Raw genomic sequence first — 18,234 nt, forward strand, 5'->3', positions numbered from 1 at the left:
CCGGCTCAGTGAATCTTTGGCCTTCGTATCGGTCTAGAGCGTGACCGCAGTGTCGCTCGACCTGCTCTTGTCTACGCTATACCTGTGCGAGACTCACTCAGGAATCCAGAGCAATTATGAATGTCCTGATCGTTGATGACGAACCCCAAGCCCGTGAACGCCTCACACGGCTATTCGCTGAACTGGAGGGGTATTCCGTGCTGGAGCCCAGCGCCACCAATGGCGAAGAGGCCCTGGCATTGATCGAAAGCCTCAAGCCCGATGTGGTTCTGCTGGACATCGGCATGCCAGGCCTGGATGGTCTGCAGGTCGCGGCTCGCCTGTGCGAGCGCGAGGCGCCACCGTCGGTGGTGTTCTGTACCGGCGACGATGAATATGGTGCCGAGGCCTTCAAGGAAAGCACCCTCAGCCACGTGACCAAGCCGATTCAACCTCAAGCGCTGCGCGATGCCTTGCGCAAGGCCGAGAAGCCCAACCGTGCCCAGCTCGCGGCGTTGACCCGGCCTGGCAGTGAAGGCGGCGGGCCGCGCAGCCATATCAGTGCACGCACGCGCAAAGGGATCGAGCTCATTCCTTTGCCCCAGGTGATCTATTTCATTGCCGACCACAAATACGTGACCTTGCGCCACGAAGCCGGGGAGGTGTTGCTCGACGAGCCGCTCAAGGCGTTGGAGGATGAGTTCGGCGAGCGCTTCGTGCGCATCCACCGCAATGCGCTGGTTGCCCGCGAGCGCATCGAACGCCTGCAACGCACGCCGCTGGGGCACTTCCAGCTGTTCCTCAAGGGCCTTGACGGCGATGCCCTGACTGTCAGCCGCCGGCACGTGGCTGGTGTACGCAAGATGATGCAGACGCTTTGAGAAGGTTCGCGGAGCCCTTGTAGGAGCGGCCTTGCGTCGCGAAAGGGCTGCGCAGCAGCCCCAGGATGGATGCTCCAACCCACAGACCCCGAGGCCGCTTTGCGGCCTTTTCGCGACGCAAGGCCGCTCCTACAGGCTCCGGTGATGCTGTTATCATCAGCGGCATTTCTCTGGATCGGGGCGTTCCATGTCCACTCGCGAAATCCGCATTGCCACCCGTAAAAGTGCCTTGGCCCTGTGGCAGGCCGAATACGTCAAAGCCCGCCTCGAGCAGGCCCACCCCGGTCTGCTGGTGACCTTGGTACCCATGGTCAGCCGTGGCGACAAGCTGCTCGATGCGCCGCTGGCGAAGATCGGCGGCAAGGGGTTGTTCGTCAAAGAGCTGGAAACCGCGCTGCTGGACAACGAAGCCGACATCGCCGTGCATTCGATGAAGGACGTGCCCATGGACTTCCCCGAAGGCCTGGGCCTGTACTGCATCTGCGAGCGCGAAGACCCGCGCGATGCCTTCGTTTCCAATACCTTCGCCAGCCTCGACGCCCTGCCGGCCGGCAGCATCGTCGGCACCTCCAGCCTGCGCCGCCAGGCCCAGTTGCTGGCACGCCGGCCGGACCTGAAAATCCACTTCCTGCGCGGCAACGTCAACACCCGCCTGGCCAAGCTTGATGCCGGTGAATACGACGCCATCATCCTCGCCGCCGCGGGCCTGATCCGCCTGGGCTTCGAGGACCGCATCACCGATACCATCAGCGTCGACGACAGCCTGCCAGCCGGTGGCCAGGGCGCGGTGGGCATCGAGTGCCGCACCGCCGACACTGAAATCCATGCATTGCTCGCGCCGCTGCACCATGCCGATACTGCCGACCGCGTGGTCGCCGAGCGTGCCTTGAACAAGCGCCTCAACGGTGGCTGCCAGGTGCCGATCGCCTGCTATGCGGTGCTCGAAGGCGATCAGCTGTGGCTGCGCGGCCTGGTTGGCCAGCCAAGCGGCGGTACACTGCTGGTGGCGGATGCGCGCGCACCGCGTGAGGCTGCCGAAACCTTGGGCGTGCAGGTTGCCGAAGCCCTGCTTGGCCAGGGTGCCGAAGCCATTCTCAAGGAAGTCTACGGCGAGGCTGGGCACCCGTGAGCCCCTGGCGCCTGTTGCTGACCCGGCCTATCGATGACTGCGCGGCACTGGCGCAGAGCCTGGCCGCTGCCGGTGTCGCCAGCAGTTGCCTGCCATTGCTGGCCATCGAGCCCGTCGCTGTGGCTGACGGGCAGCGTCAACAGCTGGCCGGGCTGGCGCAGTACCAGGCGATCATCGTGGTCAGCAAGCCGGCGGCCCGACTGCTGCTTGAGCAGTTGCAGCGCGCAGGCCTGCAAGCGCCGTCGGCAGGCTGGTTTACCGTGGGCGAGGCAACGGCGGCGGTGCTGCAGGGCGCGGGCCTTCAGGTGACATTCCCCGGGCTGGGTGACGACAGCGAGGCCTTGCTCGCGCTGCCGGCCCTGCGCCAGGCTATTGCGGCGCGTGGAGCGCGCGTGCTGATCGTGCGTGGCGTCGGAGGTCGCGAACTGCTGGCCGAGCGTCTTGCAGAGCAAGGTGCTAGTGTCGAATATCTGGAACTGTATCGCCGCTGTCTGCCGGAGTACCCGGCGGGCACGCTGATGCGCCGCATAGAAGCGGAACGCATCAATGGCCTGGTGGTCAGCAGTGGGCAGGGTCTTGAACATTTGCAGCAGATGGCCGCCGCCGACTGGCCGCGAGTGGCCAGCCTGCCGTTGTTCGTGCCCAGTCCGCGGGTCGCGGAACAGGCCCGGGCCGCCGGGGCCCAACAGGTTGTGGATTGCCGTGGCGCGAGTGCCACGGCCTTGCTGGCAGCCGTGCAGCGCAGCGCTGCACCTGCCTCTCAAGGCGCTTCGCACTAGCGCGAGGCGCCCCCATGCAAAGGATGGATACGTGAGCGAAACTGTCTTGTCCAACAATGATCAGCCGTCGGCGCAAGCGCCGGCGCAACCCGTCACCGACAAGCCTGTAAAGCGCTCTGGCAGTGGTCTGGCCGTGCTGGCGCTGCTGCTCGGTGCAGCCGGGGTCGCAGTAGGGGGGTGGGGTGTCTGGCAGGTGCGGCAGCTGCAAGGCAGTGAAGTGAACCAGGGCCAGCACATCGAAGCCCTCAACCAACGCGCCGCTGCAATGCAGCAGCGTGAACAGCAGATCAGTGCACAACTGGCCAGCCTGCCGGCAGCCAGCGAGCTGGAAGACCGCCGCCGCCTGGTGGCGCAACTGCAAGGCGACCAGCAGCGTCTCAGCCAGCGTCTGGAAACCGCACTCGGCGAAAGCCGCAAGGAGTGGCGCCTGGCTGAGGCCGAGCACCTGCTGCGCCTGGCTACCCTGCGCTTGTCGGCGCTGCAGGACATCACCAGCGCCAAGGCCCTGGTCGAAGGCGCCGACGAAATCCTCCGCGAACAGAGCGACCCGGGCGCCTTTGCCGCCCGCGAGCAGCTGGCGCGCAGCCTGGCCACGCTCAACAGCACCCAGCAGCCAGACCGCACTGGGCTGTTCCTCAAGCTCGCCGCCCAGCGTGAGCTGGTTCAGGAACTCAGCGCCCAGTCGCCCGAGTTCGCCAGCAACGCCGATGCGCTCGGTGCACTGACTGCCGAGGGTGATGGGGCCAGTCGCCTGTCGCAGTGGTGGGCAGAAATTACCAAGTACTTCCAGATCGACTTCAACGCTGACGACAATGTGCGGCCGTTGCTGGCCGGCCAGCAGCTGAACCAGCTGCGCCTGGCCCTGAGCCTGACCATCGAGCAAGCGCAGTGGGCTGCGCTCAATGGTGAGGCCAAGGTCTACAGCCAGGCCCTGGATGATGCCCGCAGCGTGCTGCTGGCCAACTTCAATGCCGACAACCCGCAAAGCAAGGCGATGCTCGACAGCCTCAACGCGCTGGCTGAACAGCCCGTCTCGGTAGTGACGCCAGACCTGAGCGAAAGCCTGGCGGCGGTGCAGGCCTACATCCAGCGCCGCCATCTGCCAGCCGAGGCTGAGGGGAGCAAGCCATGAAGCGTGTCTACCTGCTGGCCGTGCTGGCAATCGTGGTTGCTGCGGCGTTGGGCATCGCTGTGGCCAAGCACAGTGGTTACGTGCTGATCGCTTACGGCGGTTTCCGTTACCAGTCCGGATTGTGGGCGGCGCTCGCAGCGCTGGCTGCCGTGGTCGTGTTGCTGTTGCTGCTGCGTTACCTGGTTGGCCTGGTGCTGACCTCCAGTGGCGTGGTCAACCCATGGTCGCGGCGCAACCGCAGCCGGCGCGTGCGGATCGCTATCGAGCAGGGTCAGCTGGACCTGGCCGAGGGCCGTTGGGCCAGTGCCCAGCGCCACCTGCATCGTGCTGCCGAGGCTGAACGCCAGCCGTTGTTGTATTACCTCGGCGCCGCCCGCGCCGCCAACGAGCAAGGGCGCAAGGAAGACAGCGACAACCTGCTGGAGCGTGCGCTGGAGCGTCAGCCGCAGGCCGAGCTGGCCATCGCCCTGACCCATGCGCAATTGCAGATGGACCGTGGCGAGCGTGATGCCGCGCTGGAGACGCTGCTGGCCATGCAGGAGCGGCACCCCCATAACACCCAGGTCCTGCGCTTGTTGCAGCGCCTGCACCTGGAGCGCGGCGACTGGTCGGCGTTGATTCGCCTGCTGCCGGACCTGCGCAAGGGCAAGGTATTGCCGGCTGATGAGCTGGCCGAGTTGGAGAAGCGTGCCTGGGGTCAGAACCTTGGCCTGGCGATCACCCGTGGTGAGGATTCGCAAAGCGCTCGTCAGGCCCTTGAGCGCGCCTGGCAGCAGTTGACTGCGGCCCAGCGCCAGGAGCCGCAATTGGTGCTCGCCTACGCCGAACAGCTGCGCCAGGTGGGCGCTCAGGGCGAAGCCGAGCAGGTGCTGCGCAGCGCGCTCAAGCGTGAATACGAAAGCCACCTGGCTCGCCTGTACGGCCTCGTGCGCGGTGATGACCCGGCGCGTCAGCTACAAACCGCGGAAGGTTGGCTGAAGGCCCACCCAGAAGACCCGAGCCTGTTGCTTACACTCGGTCGCCTGAGCCTGCAGAACCGCCTGTGGGGCAAGGCGCGCGACTACCTCGAAAGCAGCCTGCGCATGGAGCGCAATCCGGAAGCCTGCGCCGAGCTCGCGCGCTTGCTGGGCAGCCTGGGCGAAACCGAACGCAGCAATCAGCTGTTCGAGGAAGGCCTTGGCCTGCTCGATGAGCGTCTTCTGGCCCTGCCGCTGCCAGAAGGTGTACGCGCCTGAGTTTTCCATGAGCCCGCGCAGAGGCGCGGGCTCATGGGCTTGGTAACTAGTGCTGCGTTAATAGTTATATCTGCAGCCTGTTCTTCGGAAGTTTCCTACAGCCTGGATGGGGACTTTCCCTGCAATACAGCGACTTGTCACTCCAGTAGTGCCTTGAAACAAGCCTGGCCTTTACTCTACCGTTCCAAGCCACTTCAACTTCCCGGGGCTGTTCTTCCCATGCCGATGGCCAGTCTGCGCGCGCTTTTCATTCCGGCATGCCTTGCATCGCTGGCAGTACTGGGCGCGTCCCTCTATCTCGAAAGTGCCGTTGGGCTTGTGCCTTGCCTGCTGTGTTTCAGCCAGCGGATACTGCTAGCCGTGTATGCACTGGTGTGCCTTTGTGCGGCGCTGCATGCGCCTGGTAGTGCCGGGGTACGGCGTTATGCGCGAACGGCGCTGCTGTGCGCGGCCAGTGGTGCTTTGCTGGCGGCACGGCATGTGTGGTTGCAGGGCGCGAGTGATGCAAGCCATCTGTGCCCGTTACCCATCGGGCACATGTTCGAGCAGTCCTGGCGTGAAGCGGCGCGGCAGCTGTTGCTGGGCGGCCCCGATTGCAGCTCGCTGACCTGGAGTTTCCTCGACCTGACCTTGCCGGAGTGGAGCCTGCTGGCGTTTCTGCTGCTGGCGGCGCTGCCCTTGAGCTGCCTGCTGGCGTATCGTTTCCGCTCGCTTGGCAATCCTTGACCTGGCGCATGCTGGCGGTCGATAGCGCGACCAATGGTGGTGCATCAGGGTATTAAACACTTGTATGAACTTTGTCCGCTGCGTACCTTGATGCTAAGCACGCGCGGGAATAATCTCCCAGCACGCATACCGAAAACACAACTGCTCGATGCCGTCCTGCTGATGTCACCTTTGTGCTGCACGGTCGTGGTGCGAGGTGCAGCGGCATCTACCCAGAAGGGAAGAGATCGCCATGCTCGATAGTTGTCAGAACGCCCAGGAACGCTGGGGTGGGGTTCACAAGCTGATCGACCGTTGGCTCGAGGAACGCGAGGAGCTGGTTCAGGCTTTCCGCACCTTGCGCGACGCCAAGCCGGCCTTTGCCGACAAGGACACGAACGGCGACTTTTGCACGCTACTCGTTGACTACGTTTCGGCGTGGCATTTCGAAGTCAGCGAGCAATTGGTCAGTGAAGCGAAAGCGTTCGGCGATACACGAGGCCTGGAATTGGCCACGCAGATCAATCCGCGCATTGATGAAAGCACTCAGTTTGCCTTGGCCTTCAACGACCATTGTGACAAGGGTGAGTGCAAGGATCCTGCACGCTTCGCCGAAAAGCTCGGCAAGTTGGGCGGCCTTCTGCACGAACGCTTCGAACTCGAAGACTGCCTGATCGAGGTACTGCATAACGCGCACAAGGAAGAGGGCGCGGTCGAAGCCTGAAGGTTGGCGTCAGTCGCCGACCGCCAGTAACTCGATTTCAAACACCAGCGGCGTGTAGGGCGCGATCAGGTCACCTGCGCCCTCGGCACCGTAGGCCTGTGCCGAGGGGATCACCAGGCGCCAGGTCGAACCCGCGTTCATGTGTGGCAGCGCCACCTGCCAGCCCTCGATTACCGAGTCCAGGCTGAACCATTGCGGTTGCTGGTTCTGGTCGAACACCGATCCATCCGGCAGCCTGCCGACATAGCGCACCTGCACCTTGCCACCGGCTTTGGCTTGCGCGCCATTACCCGCTTTCAGCTCACTGTACAGTATGCCATCCGGCAGCTCGTGCACGCCGGCACGGGCCCGCTCGTTGGCCATGAAGCGCGTTTCCACGGCCTGCAGCTTGGCCACTTCAGCTTGTTCGGCGGCGGCGCCGGCCTGCTCCTCGTGCTGCTGGAGAATGGCCTCCATCCGCGCCTTGTCGAGTTTCAATGGCTGGCCCTGATAGGACTGGCGCAGGCCTTCGACCAGCGCATCCAGTTGCAGGCCGGGCACTTCCTGACGCAGGCGCTCACCCAGGCTGGCGCCGAGGCTGTAGGCCAGGTCTTGATCGTGGGCAGGGGCGGTATCGTCGGCGGCCAGGGCAAATGGCGCCATCAGGCACAGGCCGAAAGCAAGATAACGCGGCATGTCTAACTCCAGCTCGATGAGCGGGGAAGTATGCCAGCGTTGTTGTCTCGACATGTGTAAATATCAGCAACGTTTTGTTAAGCAACTACACTTGCACGGAGCTGCAAGACAACAACTTTGCCCAGGCATGCAACGCGGCGCCATCAATACTGTCAACATGCCCTAGCGGCGGTAGCAGCAGAAGCATAGTATGAGCCGCAATCTCGTCAGCCAGGAGGTAAACCATGTCGGCTAAAAAGAAGCCAGTAAATACGCCGTTACACCTGCTCCAGCAACTTTCGGGCAGCCTGCTCGAACACTTGGAAGAGGCCTGCTCTCAAGCGCTGGCTGATGCGGAGAAATTGCTGGCCAAGTTGGAAAAGCAGCGCGGCAAAGCCCAGGAAAAACTGCACAACGGTCGCCTGAAGTTGCAGGATTCGGCCAAGGCAGGCAAAGCCAAGGCGCAGAACAAGGCACAAAAGGTTATTGGTGAACTTGAAGCATTGCTCGACTCGCTCAAGGAACGTCAGACCCAGACGCGTACCTATATTCAGCAACTCAAGCGAGATGCCCAGGAAAGCCTGAAACTGGCTCAAGGTGTCGGTAAGGTCCGTGAGGCCGCTGGCAAGGCACTCGATCAGCGTGCAGTGGCTGCCAAGACTGCTAAACCGGCTGCTGCCAAGGCACCGGCCCGCAGCGCCGCCAAGCCTGCCGCCAAGTCCCCGGCCAAGCCGGCTGCAACCAAGGCCCCAGCCCGCGCCGCCGCCGCCAAACCTGCCGCCAAGCCAGCCGCAAAAGCTGCTGCTGCCAAGCCTGCAGCCAAACCAGCGGCCGCCAAGCCTGCGGCCGCCAAAGCCCCGGCCAGAACTGCCGCCGCCAAGCCTGCAACAGCCAAAGCTCCGGCCACAACTGCCACCGCCAAGCCAGCCGCTAAACCTGCTGCTGCCAAGGCTCCTGCCAAGCCAGTGGCCGCCAAGCCTGCAGCAGCCAAGGCCCCGGCCAGAACCGCTGCCGCCAAGCCAGCTGCCAAACCTGCCGCCGCCAAAACAGCAGCCGCCAAGGCTCCAGCCAAACCAGCAGCCGCTAAACCAGCAGCCAGACCTGCTGCTGTCAAAGCTCCGGCCAAACCTGCTGCCGCCAAGCCAGCAGCCAAACCTGCAGCGAAGGCTCCAGCAAAACCTGTCGCAGCCAAACCGGCTACTCCAGCCGCCACTGCGCCAACAACCAACTCGGCAGCTCCAGCCGCTCCCTCGGCACCCGCCAGCACTCCAGCTCAGACGCCGTCTTCGGCCTCCTGAAGCCCTGCGGCCGCGACGCGCAAGCCAACCAGCGCGTCGTGGCCACGGGCCTGGTCCGGTGCCAGCCGGTCCAGCCAATCGTCCGTGGGCTCATGCGAGCCTGTGGGCCATTGCTGTGCACAGGTTTCCAGCCGTTGCAGCAACTGCTTCTCCGCCTGTAATTCCAGCCCCTTCACGTGCTCACGCAACGCCGCCAGGTGCGGATCGTGCTGCGCGGGCGTGCGCCATTGCTGGCGCAGGCTGCGTAGCGGCGCAACCACATCGCGTTGCCACGGCCCGGCAATCGCACGCAGTGCCTGGGCACGTTCTTCATTGAAGGTAACGGCACGCGCCTGCAGCCAGGTTGCACACAACAGCAGGCAGACGTCGCCCCCCATCGCCTGAACGTCCAGGCAAGCCGTTTCGACGCCTGGGCGGGCATACAGCGCCAGGGCGTAATTCCACAGGTCGGTGTACATGATTCCACTCACGCTGCGGGCCGAGGAAGCTGGTAGACTCCGCGACCACTATGATCAGACTATCCAACCTCACTTTACAGCGTGGTCCGCAGCGCTTGCTAGAAGGCGCCGAGATGACCCTGCATGCCGGTCACAAGGCCGGCCTGATCGGCGCCAACGGTGCCGGAAAATCCAGCCTGTTCGCCCTGCTGCGCGGAGAGCTTTCGCCCGATGGCGGCGATTGCCAGCTGCCTGGCGACTGGCGCATTGCCCACATGCGCCAGGAAGTCGATACCCTCGACCGCCTGGCCGTGGACTATGTGCTCGACGGTGACGCCCGCCTGCGCAAGGTTCAGGCCGAACTGGCCGTGGCCGAACTGGCCCACGACGGCACTGCCCTGGCGCGCCTGCACAGTGAGCTGGAAGTCGCCGACGGCTACACCGCCGATGCCCGCGCCCGTAAGTTGCTGGCTGGCCTGGGATTCACCAACGAGCAGATGGACCGCCGCGTCGGTGACTTCTCCGGTGGCTGGCGGATGCGCCTGAACCTGGCCCAGGCGCTGATGTGCCCATCCGACCTGCTGCTGCTCGACGAGCCGACCAACCACCTCGACCTCGATGCGATCCTGTGGCTGGAAGACTGGCTCAAGGGTTACCCGGGCACGCTGTTGCTGATCTCCCACGACCGTGATTTCCTCGATGCCGTGGTCGACCATGTGCTGCACGTCGAGCAGCGCAAGCTCAACCTTTACAAGGGCGGCTACACCGCCTTCGAACGCACCCGTGCCGAACGCCTGGCGCAGCAGCAACAGGCTTACGAGAAGCAGCAGGCGCAACGCGCGCACATGGAAAAGTACATCGCCCGCTTCAAGGCCCAGGCCACCAAGGCCCGTCAGGCGCAGAGCCGGATCAAGGCCCTGGAGCGCATGGAAGAGCTTTCGGCGGCGCATGTGGATTCGCCGTTCGACTTCGTCTTCCGCGAATCGCAGAAAATCTCCAGCCCGCTGCTGAGCCTGTCCGAAGGCCGCCTGGGTTATGGCGACAAGGCGATCCTCGACAAGGTCAAGCTGCAGCTGGTCCCGGGTGCACGCATCGGCCTGCTCGGCCCCAATGGTGCCGGCAAGTCGACCCTGATCAAGAACCTCGCCGGTGAGCTCGAGCCGCTGTCGGGCCGCGTGGTGCGTGGTGAGAACCTGGCCGTCGGCTACTTCGCCCAGCACCAGCTCGACTCGCTGGACGACAAGGCCAGCCCGCTCTTGCACTTGCAACGCATCGCGCCGACCGAGCGCGAGCAGACCCTGCGCGACTTCCTGGGCGGCTTCGACTTCCATGGCGACCGCGTCGACGAGCCGGTGGTGAACTTCTCCGGTGGCGAGAAGGCCCGCCTGGCGCTGGCGCTGATTGCCTGGGAGCGGCCGAACCTGCTGCTGCTCGACGAACCGACCAACCACCTCGACTTGGAAATGCGCCTGGCGCTGACCATGGCCCTGCAGGAGTTTGCCGGTGCCGTGGTGGTGGTTTCCCACGACCGTCACCTGCTCAAGAGCACCACTGACGACTTCCTGCTGGTGGCTGATGGCAAGGTCGAGACCTTCGATGGCGACCTCGACGACTACAGCCGCTGGCTGGTCGAGTACCGCCAGCGCAGTGCGCCGGCCAGCAACGCCCCGGTCAATCCGGACAAGACCGACAAGAAGGCCCAGCGTCAGGCGGCGGCGGCCTTGCGCCAGCAGTTGGCACCGCACAAGAAGGCGGCCGACAAGCTGGAGACCGAACTCAACCAGGTGCATGCGCAGTTGGCCGAGATCGAGACTGCGCTGGGTGACGGGGGTGTGTACGAGGCGGCGCGCAAGGATGAATTGCGCGATCTGCTGGCTCGGCAGACCAAGTTGAAGCAGCGTGAGGGTGAGCTTGAGGAAGCCTGGATGGAGGCTCTGGAAACCCTTGAAAGCATGCAGGCTGAACTGGAAGCGCTTTCCTGATCCTTTGATGTTGCAAGTGCTGGCCTCTTCGCGGGTAAACCCGCGCCCACAGGATTATCACAAGTCTCAAGAACTGTGGTGAACCTGTGGGAGCGGGTTTACCCGCGAAGAGGCCGGGACAGGAGATGGAAACCTAGCAGAATTTACTGGTTATTTTTTCGCCAACACCTTAGCTTAACGTTTTGCAACAATTGTTGAGCGAGGTGTGTGATGTCGATGGAAGTGTGGTTGGGCTTCTTTGCCGCGTGCTGGGTGATCAGCCTGTCGCCGGGTGCCGGGGCGATTGCCTCGATGTCCAGCGGGCTACAGTACGGTTTCTGGCGTGGATACTGGAATGCCCTGGGCCTGCAACTGGGCCTGATCGTGCAGATCGCCATCATTGCCGCCGGCGTCGGCGCCATCCTCGCGGCTTCTGCCACCGCCTTCCAGGTCATCAAGTGGTTCGGCGTGGGCTATCTGATCTACCTGGCCTACAAGCAATGGCGTGCGCTGCCCATGGACATGACCGATGAATCGGGCGTGCGCCCGATCGGCAAGCCGCTGAGCCTGGTGTTCCGTGGCTTCCTGGTCAACGTCAGCAACCCCAAGGCGTTGGTGTTCATGCTGGCGGTGCTGCCGCAGTTCATCAACCCGCACGCGCCGCTGCTGCCACAGTACATCGCGATCACCGTGACCATGATCTGCGTCGACATGCTGGTGATGGCGGGTTACACCGGGCTGGCTTCGCGGGTGTTGCGCCTGTTGCGCACGCCCAAGCAGCAGAAGCGCCTGAACCGTACCTTTGCCGGGTTGTTCATCGGCGCGGCGACCTTCCTCGCCACGCTGCGCCGGGCGCCGATCTGATCGAACACCGGGGCTGCGTTGCAGCCCCGGTCATTTCTGCTTGTCCACCAGCCCCTTGAGCAAATCGACCGGCAACGGAAAGACGATAGTCGAGCTCTTGTCCCCTGCGATCGTTCCCAACGTCTGCATGTAGCGCAGCTGCATCGCCCCAGGTTCCTTGCTGAGCATCTGCGCGGCCTGCATCAACTTCTCCGACGCCTGCAGCTCGCCCTCGGCATGGATCACCTTGGCCCGCCGTTCCCGCTCGGCCTCCGCCTGACGGGCGATGGCGCGAACCATCGACTCGTTGAGGTCGACATGCTTGATCTCGACGTTGGCGACCTTGATGCCCCAGGCATCGGTTTGCGCGTCCAGTACCTGGCGGATGTCCAGATTAAGCTGCTCACGCTCGGCCAGCAGTTCGTCCAGCTCGTGCTTGCCCAGCACTGCACGCAAGGTAGTCTGCGCCAGCTGGCTGGTGGCGATGAGGAAGTCCTCGACCTGGATGATCGCCTTTTGCGGGTCGAGCACGCGGAAGTACAGCACCGCGTTAACCTTCACCGACACGTTGTCGCGGGTGATCACATCCTGCGGCGGCACATCCAGCACCACGGTACGCAGGTCGACCCGGACCATCTGCTGGATGACCGGAATCAGCAGGATCAGCCCAGGCCCCTTGACCTGCCAGAAGCGCCCCAACTGGAACACCACGCCACGCTCGTACTCGCGCAGGATGCGGAATGCCGACAGCAACAGCATGGCCACCACGATCAGCACGGCACCGAAACCCACTTGCATGAACATCGTCAGTCTCCTAGCGCCGCGGGCGCGGCGGCGCTCACTTCCAGCATCACGCCCCGGCGTGCCATGACCCGGACGTTCTGCCCGGCCTGCAGCGGCGTGTCGCACTGGACTTGCCATTGTTCGCCCTGGGCCTGGACCGAGCCACAGAACGGGTTGTCCGCGATCACCTGGGTGACCGTCACAAGGCTGCCGACCAGGCCGGCGTCACCGCTGACCAGTGCCCGTCGTCGCGCCTTGATGGCCATGCCCAGCACACCGCCGATCAGCAGCGCCGAGAGCACGGCGAGAGTGCCGATCAGTACCAGCGGGATACCGAAACCCGGTGCGTCGGTGTCGATCAGGATCACCGCGCCGACCACGAAGGCGACGATGCCGCCAAAACCGACCACGCCGAAACTGGGCAGGAACGCCTCGGCGATCATGAAGGCGATGCCGAGCAGGATCAGCGCCACGCCGGCGAAGCTCACCGGTAGCAGCTGCAGGGCATACAGTGCCAGCAGCAGGCAGATGCCACCGACCACGCCGCCCAGTGCGGAGCCTGGGTTCATGAACTCGAACAGCAGGCCGTACACCCCGATCATGATCAGGATCAGCGCCACGCTGGGGTTGGTGATCACGGCCAGCAGGCGCGTGCGCCAGTCCGGCAGATGCTCGATCAAGGCGGCATCCCGGGTTTGCAGGAGTTGCGGCTGGCCAGCGGCAACCAGCGTCTTGCCGTCGAGCTGGCGCATCAGGTCGGGCAGGTCGTTGGCTAGCTGGTCGACCACCTTCAGGCGTAGCGCCTCGCTGGCCGACAGGCTGACCGCCTCACGCACCGCCTGCTCCGCCCAGTCAGCGTTACGTCCGCGCAGTTGGGCCAGGCCACGGATATAGGCAGCGGCATCATTGACCTGTTTGCGGGCCAAGGTTTGTTCATCGTCGCCGGGCTTGGCCTTGTCATCCTTCGCCCCCCCGGGTGAGCCACCTATCTGCACAGGCGTGGCGGCGCCGAGGTTGGTCCCTGGGGCCATGGCGGCGACGTGGCTGGCATAGAGGATGTAGGTGCCGGCACTGGCGGCACGGGCGCCGCTGGGGGCAACGTAGCTGGCAACCGGCACCGGGCTTGCGAGAATCGCCTTGATCATCTGGCGCATGGCGCTGTCCAGCCCGCCGGGGGTGTCCAGGCGCAGCACCACCAGCTGGGCACCCTGAGCGTTGGCCTGTTCGAGGTTGCGAATCAGGTAGTCGGCGCTGGCCGGGCCGATGGCGTCATCGATGCCCAGCACCCAGACACTGCCGGGCGCTGCCTGGCCGACCGGGGCAAAGGCAGACAGCAGCAACAGCAGCACGCAGCGGCAACATCGAGTGATCACCTGTCGTCACCTCGTTGACCTCTCTGCTTGAAGTTTAGCCATGCCTGCCGGCCCAAGGCCTAAAATTGGAAGTTGGGGGGCGAAACCGGAGGTGCATCATGCGTATGGCCAAGACCCTGCAGCAGCGCCTGGACCAGGCCAACTGCGATTACGACATCATTCCCCACCCACACTCGGCCACTAGCCTGGAGTCGGCACGCACGGCAGGCGTACCTGCCGAGCGCGTGGCCAAGTCGGTCATGCTCGACGACCGTCATGGCAACTACATCATGGCCGTGCTACCGGCCAACCGGCACATGGACATGAGCAAGGTGCGCATGTCCGGCGCCTGGCAGCTGACCCGCGAAAGCGCCCTGCCTATGCTGTTCGGCGATTGCGAAAGGGGCGCGATCCCGGCAATGGGTGACGCCTATCAGATAAAGATGCTGCTCGATTCGAGTCTTACCCGCCAGGGCGATGTCTACCTGGAGGCGGGTGACCACGATCACCTGATCCACATGAGCATGGAGCAGTACCTGAAACTGGTACCGCAAGCCGAAGTACGAGAACTGTGCTGATGATAACCAACCCATGCCGGGCCGCAGGCATTGCTCAGCGGTCCGGTGCTAAGGAGGCAACATGGAAAAACCGAACCACCACTTCTCGGAAATCTTCAAGCAACTGGGGCTCCCTGACGACCCTGTTGAAATCGAGCGCTTCATCACCACGCACTCGCCGTTGGATGACGGTGTGAAGCTGGTGGATGCGCCCTTCTGGACCGAAGGGCAGCGCGCATTTCTCAAGGAAAGCTATACCGCCGATGCTGACTGGATACCCATGATCGACCAGTTGAACGAGGCACTGCATCCGAAGAAAAAATAAGTGCCGAGCGGCACCTGACGAGTGATCGGCCGTTGCTATGCTCAGGAAAAACAATAGGGGATAGCGCGATGAAAGATCCCTACGCACCAGGTTTCTGGTGCTCCGTGACCATCCTGGGCACCCTGACGGCCGGTTACTACTACGGCATCCGCCACACCCAGCAGATGAACCAGGCGATACAGTTTCTCTACGCCGCCGCCGCCGTCACTGGCGCGGTCGTGCTGGTGACGCTGACCTGGATTGCCTGGCAGCAGTTGCGCCTGAACAAGCGCGAAGTGATTCAGGGGCGAACACTGCTGACTATCTGGAACACCAAGGTCGCGCTACGCCGCGTCGAGACTGTATTCGATCGTTATTTCTGGGGCAGCTACTGGCATTCCGGGCGCACCTTCGAGGAGGTGATGGGCGAACTCAAGGGCACGCCGCTGGAACAGAGCCTGGATGCATTGAAACGCCAGTGCCGGGCGCTCGACCGGGAAATCCACGACCATCACCATCACTGGCTGGCCAATGCCCGCGACCTGTCCAGCGTGGCCACGGCCATGGCCCGCGAGCGTTATCAGCTGGACCTGTGCGAGCCGTCGAGCAACGGCCATGGCAATACCGCCGTGCTCAATCGTGACCTGGAGGTACTGGTGTACACCTGGTCGGCGCGCCTGCGCAGTTTCGACCATCAGCTGGACGAACTGGAGCGCGCCTACCACTGAGGCGTCATCATTCGCCGCGGATGTACTGCTCCAGTTGCTTGATCAGGCTGGCCTGCTCGGCGATGGTTTCCTTCACCAGGTCACCAATCGACAGCAGCCCGAGCAGCTTGCCGTTTTCGACCACTGGCAGGTGGCGCAGGTGGCGGTCGGTCATTTGCTGCATGCAGTAGTCCAGATTCTTCTTCGGCTCAACCGTGATCACCGGCGCGCTCATGATCTCGCGCACTGGTGTGGCGGCCGAGGAGCGGCCCTTGAGCACCAGCTTGCGTGCATAGTCCCGTTCACTGACGATGCCGACCACCTGGCCGTTTTCGACGACCGGCAAGGCACCGACGTTTTTCTCCGCCAGCAGTTTCAGGGCGTCGAGTACCGAGTCATCCGGGCCGATGGTGTATACGGTCTGGTGCTGGGACTTGGTCTTGAGGATTTGTTCGACGGTCTTCATACGGGCCTCTGCGGGTGGAAAAGACGAGCGCTTGGAGTAAATAAAGCATCCGGCACGCCAGCCTGCACGGCAATGCAGGAAACGGCATGGAGTCGATTGAAAAACGTCATGGTCGTTTCCTGTACCGGCCTCTTCGCGGCTAAAGCCGCTCCCACAGGATTATCACTAGCGTCCAGGCGAGCGCTGTACTTGTGGGAGCGGCTTTAGCCGCGAAGAGGCCGGTACAGCAGGCTCAAAGCTTCGGCATCTGCCCGATCCGCGCCACCATCTCGCTCACCACTTGCAGGTCGAGCATGAATTGCTCCACGGTCTTGAACTCGTTGTCGTTGTGCCCGGTGTACTTCACCTCCGGCATGGCCAGGCCGAACTGCACGCCGTTGGGCAGGTCGTGCACCGAGGTGGCGCCGGCCGAGGTGCCGAATTCGTGTTTCATGCCCAGGTTTTCGCTGGCCACATCGAGCAGTGCCTTGACCCATTCGCCTTCGGGGTTGCGGAACATGGGCTCGTCGAGGCTGTAGTCGAAGGCCACCGAGGTGTGGCTCTGGCGGGTCCATTTGCCGAGCTTGTCGGCGAGTTGGTCCTTGAGCGTGGCCAGTGGCTTGCCTTTGGGGATGCGCAGGTTGACGGCGAGCTTCAGGCCCTTGGCATCCACGCCGACGAAGGTCAGCGAGGTGGTCAGTGGACCCATGAACGTGTCTTCGAAGCCGATGCCCAGTTTCTTGCCCAGGTAGTCCAGGCCCCAGTTGTCGGCGGCGTAGCGGGCGGCATCGGTAAAGTGGTTGTGCTTGAGCGGCACTTGCGGGCCCAGGCCATTGAGGAAGTCGAGCATGCGGGCCACCGGATTGATGCCGGACTCTGGCTCCGAGGAGTGGGCAGAAACGCCGGTCACGGTCAGCAGTACGTTCTTGCCGTCTACCTTGGCGTCGATGCTGAAATCATTGCCATTGCGCTTCACGTAGTCGGCGCCGGCCTTCTCCAGCTGCTTGGCCAGCTCTGCCGGGTTGTCGGCAACCAGGGTCGCCACCGACGTGGTCGGAATCTGGTTGGTCGCCAGGCCGCCGGTCAGGTTGACGATTTCCGCGCCCTTGCCCGTGGCCGGGCGTTTGCTGAAGCTGGCCATCACCGTGCCGTAGCCTTTTTCGGCAATCACCACCGGGTAGCCACCATCGAGTGCCAGGTTGTAGTCGGGGGTAGGATTGCGTTCGAAGTAGTAGGGGATGGCGTCGCCGCTGGTTTCTTCGGTGGTGTCGATCAGCAGCTTGAACTGCCGGGCCAGGGGCAGGTTTTCGTCCTTGGCTACTTTCAGCGCATACAGCGCGACAATGATGCCGTTCTTGTCATCCTCGGTGCCACGGCCGTACATGCGGTCGCCGACCAGGGTGACCTTGAACGGGTCGAGGCGGGTGCCGTCGGCCAGCTTCCAGTTGTCCGGGTTGACCGGCACCACGTCGGCGTGGGCGTGGATGCCGACCACTTCCTTGCCTTCGCCCAGCGAAATCTCGTAGACCCGGTTGTCGACGTTGCGGAAGGCCAGGCCGAAGCTCTCGGCCAGGGCCTTGATCTTGTCGGCGATTTTCAGGAATTCAGGGTTTTCGTGCTGCGGCACGCCGTCGACGCTGAAGGTGGGGATGGCCACCAGTTCACGCAGGTTTTCCGTGGCGGCCTTGGCGTATTTGATGCGGGTGTACAGGCCGAGCAGGCGGTTGATCTCGTTCTGTTGCTCGGCTGTGAGCGACTTGCCGGCCAGATAGGCGTCGAGGGTGGCAGCAAGGTTGTCGGCCTTGGCCAGGTCGCTGCCTTTCAGTTTGCCAAGGAAGTGCTTGAAGTCGGTCGGGTTGCTGCCGTCGAAGGCTTTGACGATGGCGGCGGACTGTTGCTGAGTGAGGTTGGCGTGGGCCGGTTGGGTGAACAGGCCGATGCTGGCCAGCAGCAGAGCGGTGGAGGTGAGCTTTTTCAAGTGCATGAGCACGCATTCCTTCGCGAATCATTGTTGTGGGATACCCGTCGGGAACGGGAAGGGACCCACGCTAACACCAATGACCCATGGCACGGGAGTGCCAGAAACGCGACATGTCGCACAAATGAAAAAGCCCCGGGAGTGATCCCAGGGCTTTCAGAGATGGCGCACTCGGCGGGATTCGAACCCACGACCCCTGCCTTCGGAGGGCAGTACTCTATCCAGCTGAGCTACGAGTGCAACGCGCACGCATGATACCCATCTGATTCGGCGGCGTCCATCGCCTTGATCTATGGCTGTTTTTCCACTGTGGCCGGCTCAGGCGAGCGAAAATCCATCTATCCATATGCG

At 63.4% G+C, this 18,234-nt stretch carries 19 protein-coding genes and 1 tRNA gene; 13 read left to right on the forward strand and 7 right to left on the reverse strand.

What is annotated here, in order from left to right; all coding sequences use genetic code 11:
- Positions 1 to 116: 116 nt before the first annotated feature.
- The 7 genes from ACLEJU_RS11790 (at position 117) to rsd (ending at position 6,564) form a co-directional block, all read left to right on the forward strand.
- Positions 117 to 860 carry a LytR/AlgR family response regulator transcription factor gene (locus ACLEJU_RS11790; protein WP_103448536.1) on the forward strand — a complete coding sequence of 248 codons (744 nt, stop codon included), beginning with the start codon at positions 117 to 119 and terminating at the stop codon, positions 858 to 860.
- A gap of 187 nt (positions 861 to 1,047) precedes the next feature.
- On the forward strand, positions 1,048 to 1,989 hold the full coding sequence (gene hemC, locus ACLEJU_RS11795; RefSeq protein WP_435424141.1) for a hydroxymethylbilane synthase: 942 nt from the start codon (positions 1,048 to 1,050) through the stop codon (positions 1,987 to 1,989).
- Positions 1,986 to 2,768: a uroporphyrinogen-III synthase gene (locus tag ACLEJU_RS11800; protein WP_435424140.1), complete on the forward strand. Its 783-nt coding sequence runs from the start codon at positions 1,986 to 1,988 to the stop codon at positions 2,766 to 2,768. The genes hemC and ACLEJU_RS11800 overlap by 4 nt, the downstream gene beginning before the upstream one ends.
- 31 nt (positions 2,769 to 2,799) lie before the next feature.
- Positions 2,800 to 3,900, forward strand: coding sequence for a uroporphyrinogen-III C-methyltransferase (locus ACLEJU_RS11805; protein ID WP_435424139.1), 1,101 nt, complete (start codon positions 2,800 to 2,802; stop codon positions 3,898 to 3,900).
- Positions 3,897 to 5,135 (forward strand): heme biosynthesis HemY N-terminal domain-containing protein, encoded by a 1,239-nt coding sequence (locus tag ACLEJU_RS11810; RefSeq protein WP_435424138.1) that lies wholly within the window; start codon positions 3,897 to 3,899, stop codon positions 5,133 to 5,135. Before ACLEJU_RS11805 ends, ACLEJU_RS11810 begins: the two co-directional genes overlap by 4 nt.
- 219 nt (positions 5,136 to 5,354) lie before the next feature.
- On the forward strand, positions 5,355 to 5,861 hold the full coding sequence (locus ACLEJU_RS11815; protein ID WP_435424137.1) for a disulfide bond formation protein B: 507 nt from the start codon (positions 5,355 to 5,357) through the stop codon (positions 5,859 to 5,861).
- A gap of 232 nt (positions 5,862 to 6,093) precedes the next feature.
- A complete protein-coding gene (gene rsd, locus ACLEJU_RS11820) occupies positions 6,094 to 6,564 on the forward strand; it encodes a sigma D regulator (RefSeq protein ID WP_103448542.1) in 471 nt (156 codons plus the stop codon).
- Between the two features lie 9 nt (positions 6,565 to 6,573).
- Here the strand turns inward: rsd and ACLEJU_RS11825 are convergent, their stop codons facing one another.
- On the reverse strand, positions 6,574 to 7,239 hold the full coding sequence (locus ACLEJU_RS11825; RefSeq protein ID WP_435424136.1) for an FKBP-type peptidyl-prolyl cis-trans isomerase: 666 nt from the start codon (positions 7,237 to 7,239) through the stop codon (positions 6,574 to 6,576).
- Between the two features lie 224 nt (positions 7,240 to 7,463).
- Here ACLEJU_RS11825 and ACLEJU_RS11830 point away from each other — a divergent pair, with 224 nt between their 5' ends.
- A complete protein-coding gene (locus tag ACLEJU_RS11830; protein ID WP_435424135.1) occupies positions 7,464 to 8,516 on the forward strand; it encodes an AlgP family protein in 1,053 nt (350 codons plus the stop codon).
- On the opposite strand, the gene ACLEJU_RS11835 is transcribed toward ACLEJU_RS11830, so the two are convergent.
- On the reverse strand, positions 8,492 to 8,974 hold the full coding sequence (locus ACLEJU_RS11835) for a TIGR02444 family protein (protein ID WP_435424134.1): 483 nt from the start codon (positions 8,972 to 8,974) through the stop codon (positions 8,492 to 8,494). The two genes, ACLEJU_RS11830 and ACLEJU_RS11835, sit on opposite strands and share 25 nt — an antisense overlap.
- 50 nt (positions 8,975 to 9,024) lie before the next feature.
- On the opposite strand from ACLEJU_RS11835, the gene ACLEJU_RS11840 reads away from it, so the two are divergent.
- Both ACLEJU_RS11840 and ACLEJU_RS11845 read left to right on the forward strand, forming a co-directional pair.
- A complete protein-coding gene (locus ACLEJU_RS11840) occupies positions 9,025 to 10,935 on the forward strand; it encodes an ATP-binding cassette domain-containing protein (protein ID WP_435424133.1) in 1,911 nt (636 codons plus the stop codon).
- Positions 10,936 to 11,145: 210 nt separating this feature from the next.
- The gene (locus tag ACLEJU_RS11845) at positions 11,146 to 11,778 is read left to right on the forward strand and encodes a LysE family transporter (RefSeq protein ID WP_435424132.1); all 633 of its coding nucleotides are present in this window, start codon (positions 11,146 to 11,148) and stop codon (positions 11,776 to 11,778) included.
- A gap of 30 nt (positions 11,779 to 11,808) precedes the next feature.
- Here the strand turns inward: ACLEJU_RS11845 and ACLEJU_RS11850 are convergent, their stop codons facing one another.
- On the reverse strand, positions 11,809 to 12,561 hold the full coding sequence (locus tag ACLEJU_RS11850; RefSeq protein WP_435424131.1) for a slipin family protein: 753 nt from the start codon (positions 12,559 to 12,561) through the stop codon (positions 11,809 to 11,811).
- Between the two features lie 2 nt (positions 12,562 to 12,563).
- Positions 12,564 to 13,913 carry an NfeD family protein gene (locus ACLEJU_RS11855; protein WP_435424130.1) on the reverse strand — a complete coding sequence of 450 codons (1,350 nt, stop codon included), beginning with the start codon at positions 13,911 to 13,913 and terminating at the stop codon, positions 12,564 to 12,566.
- A gap of 98 nt (positions 13,914 to 14,011) precedes the next feature.
- On the opposite strand from ACLEJU_RS11855, the gene ACLEJU_RS11860 reads away from it, so the two are divergent.
- The 3 genes from ACLEJU_RS11860 to ACLEJU_RS11870 all read left to right on the forward strand — a co-directional run bounded on the left by ACLEJU_RS11860 (position 14,012) and on the right by ACLEJU_RS11870 (position 15,481).
- Positions 14,012 to 14,470 (forward strand): aminoacyl-tRNA deacylase, encoded by a 459-nt coding sequence (locus ACLEJU_RS11860; RefSeq protein ID WP_027916942.1) that lies wholly within the window; start codon positions 14,012 to 14,014, stop codon positions 14,468 to 14,470.
- A 61-nt stretch (positions 14,471 to 14,531) separates the two neighbouring features.
- The gene (locus ACLEJU_RS11865; RefSeq protein ID WP_054886437.1) at positions 14,532 to 14,774 is read left to right on the forward strand and encodes a DUF2789 domain-containing protein; all 243 of its coding nucleotides are present in this window, start codon (positions 14,532 to 14,534) and stop codon (positions 14,772 to 14,774) included.
- A 68-nt stretch (positions 14,775 to 14,842) separates the two neighbouring features.
- The gene (locus tag ACLEJU_RS11870) at positions 14,843 to 15,481 is read left to right on the forward strand and encodes an NADH:ubiquinone oxidoreductase subunit N (protein WP_435424129.1); all 639 of its coding nucleotides are present in this window, start codon (positions 14,843 to 14,845) and stop codon (positions 15,479 to 15,481) included.
- 7 nt (positions 15,482 to 15,488) lie between these two features.
- On the opposite strand, the gene ACLEJU_RS11875 is transcribed toward ACLEJU_RS11870, so the two are convergent.
- The 3 genes from ACLEJU_RS11875 to ACLEJU_RS11885 form a co-directional block, all read right to left on the reverse strand.
- Positions 15,489 to 15,926, reverse strand: coding sequence for a CBS domain-containing protein (locus ACLEJU_RS11875; RefSeq protein ID WP_435424128.1), 438 nt, complete (start codon positions 15,924 to 15,926; stop codon positions 15,489 to 15,491).
- Between the two features lie 232 nt (positions 15,927 to 16,158).
- Positions 16,159 to 17,889 (reverse strand): dipeptidase, encoded by a 1,731-nt coding sequence (locus tag ACLEJU_RS11880; RefSeq protein WP_435424127.1) that lies wholly within the window; start codon positions 17,887 to 17,889, stop codon positions 16,159 to 16,161.
- 157 nt (positions 17,890 to 18,046) lie between these two features.
- Positions 18,047 to 18,123: transfer RNA gene (locus ACLEJU_RS11885), tRNA-Arg, on the reverse strand.
- Between the last annotated feature and the right edge of the window lie 111 nt (positions 18,124 to 18,234).

Source organism: Pseudomonas sp. SMN11 (assembly GCF_052041945.1).
In the GTDB taxonomy this organism is placed as follows: domain Bacteria; phylum Pseudomonadota; class Gammaproteobacteria; order Pseudomonadales; family Pseudomonadaceae; genus Aquipseudomonas.

Coding starts and splice junctions, on each gene's coding strand:
- ACLEJU_RS11790 (WP_103448536.1), top strand. CDS start 117: ATGAATGTCCTGATCGTTGATGACGAACCCCAAGCCCGTGAACGCCTC.
- hemC (WP_435424141.1), top strand. CDS start 1,048: ATGTCCACTCGCGAAATCCGCATTGCCACCCGTAAAAGTGCCTTGGCC.
- ACLEJU_RS11810 (WP_435424138.1), top strand. CDS start 3,897: ATGAAGCGTGTCTACCTGCTGGCCGTGCTGGCAATCGTGGTTGCTGCG.
- ACLEJU_RS11815 (WP_435424137.1), top strand. CDS start 5,355: ATGCCGATGGCCAGTCTGCGCGCGCTTTTCATTCCGGCATGCCTTGCA.
- rsd (WP_103448542.1), top strand. CDS start 6,094: ATGCTCGATAGTTGTCAGAACGCCCAGGAACGCTGGGGTGGGGTTCAC.
- ACLEJU_RS11825 (WP_435424136.1), bottom strand. CDS start 7,239: ATGCCGCGTTATCTTGCTTTCGGCCTGTGCCTGATGGCGCCATTTGCC.
- ACLEJU_RS11830 (WP_435424135.1), top strand. CDS start 7,464: ATGTCGGCTAAAAAGAAGCCAGTAAATACGCCGTTACACCTGCTCCAG.
- ACLEJU_RS11835 (WP_435424134.1), bottom strand. CDS start 8,974: ATGTACACCGACCTGTGGAATTACGCCCTGGCGCTGTATGCCCGCCCA.
- ACLEJU_RS11840 (WP_435424133.1), top strand. CDS start 9,025: ATGATCAGACTATCCAACCTCACTTTACAGCGTGGTCCGCAGCGCTTG.
- ACLEJU_RS11845 (WP_435424132.1), top strand. CDS start 11,146: ATGTCGATGGAAGTGTGGTTGGGCTTCTTTGCCGCGTGCTGGGTGATC.
- ACLEJU_RS11850 (WP_435424131.1), bottom strand. CDS start 12,561: ATGTTCATGCAAGTGGGTTTCGGTGCCGTGCTGATCGTGGTGGCCATG.
- ACLEJU_RS11860 (WP_027916942.1), top strand. CDS start 14,012: ATGCGTATGGCCAAGACCCTGCAGCAGCGCCTGGACCAGGCCAACTGC.
- ACLEJU_RS11865 (WP_054886437.1), top strand. CDS start 14,532: ATGGAAAAACCGAACCACCACTTCTCGGAAATCTTCAAGCAACTGGGG.
- ACLEJU_RS11870 (WP_435424129.1), top strand. CDS start 14,843: ATGAAAGATCCCTACGCACCAGGTTTCTGGTGCTCCGTGACCATCCTG.
- ACLEJU_RS11875 (WP_435424128.1), bottom strand. CDS start 15,926: ATGAAGACCGTCGAACAAATCCTCAAGACCAAGTCCCAGCACCAGACC.
- ACLEJU_RS11880 (WP_435424127.1), bottom strand. CDS start 17,889: ATGCACTTGAAAAAGCTCACCTCCACCGCTCTGCTGCTGGCCAGCATC.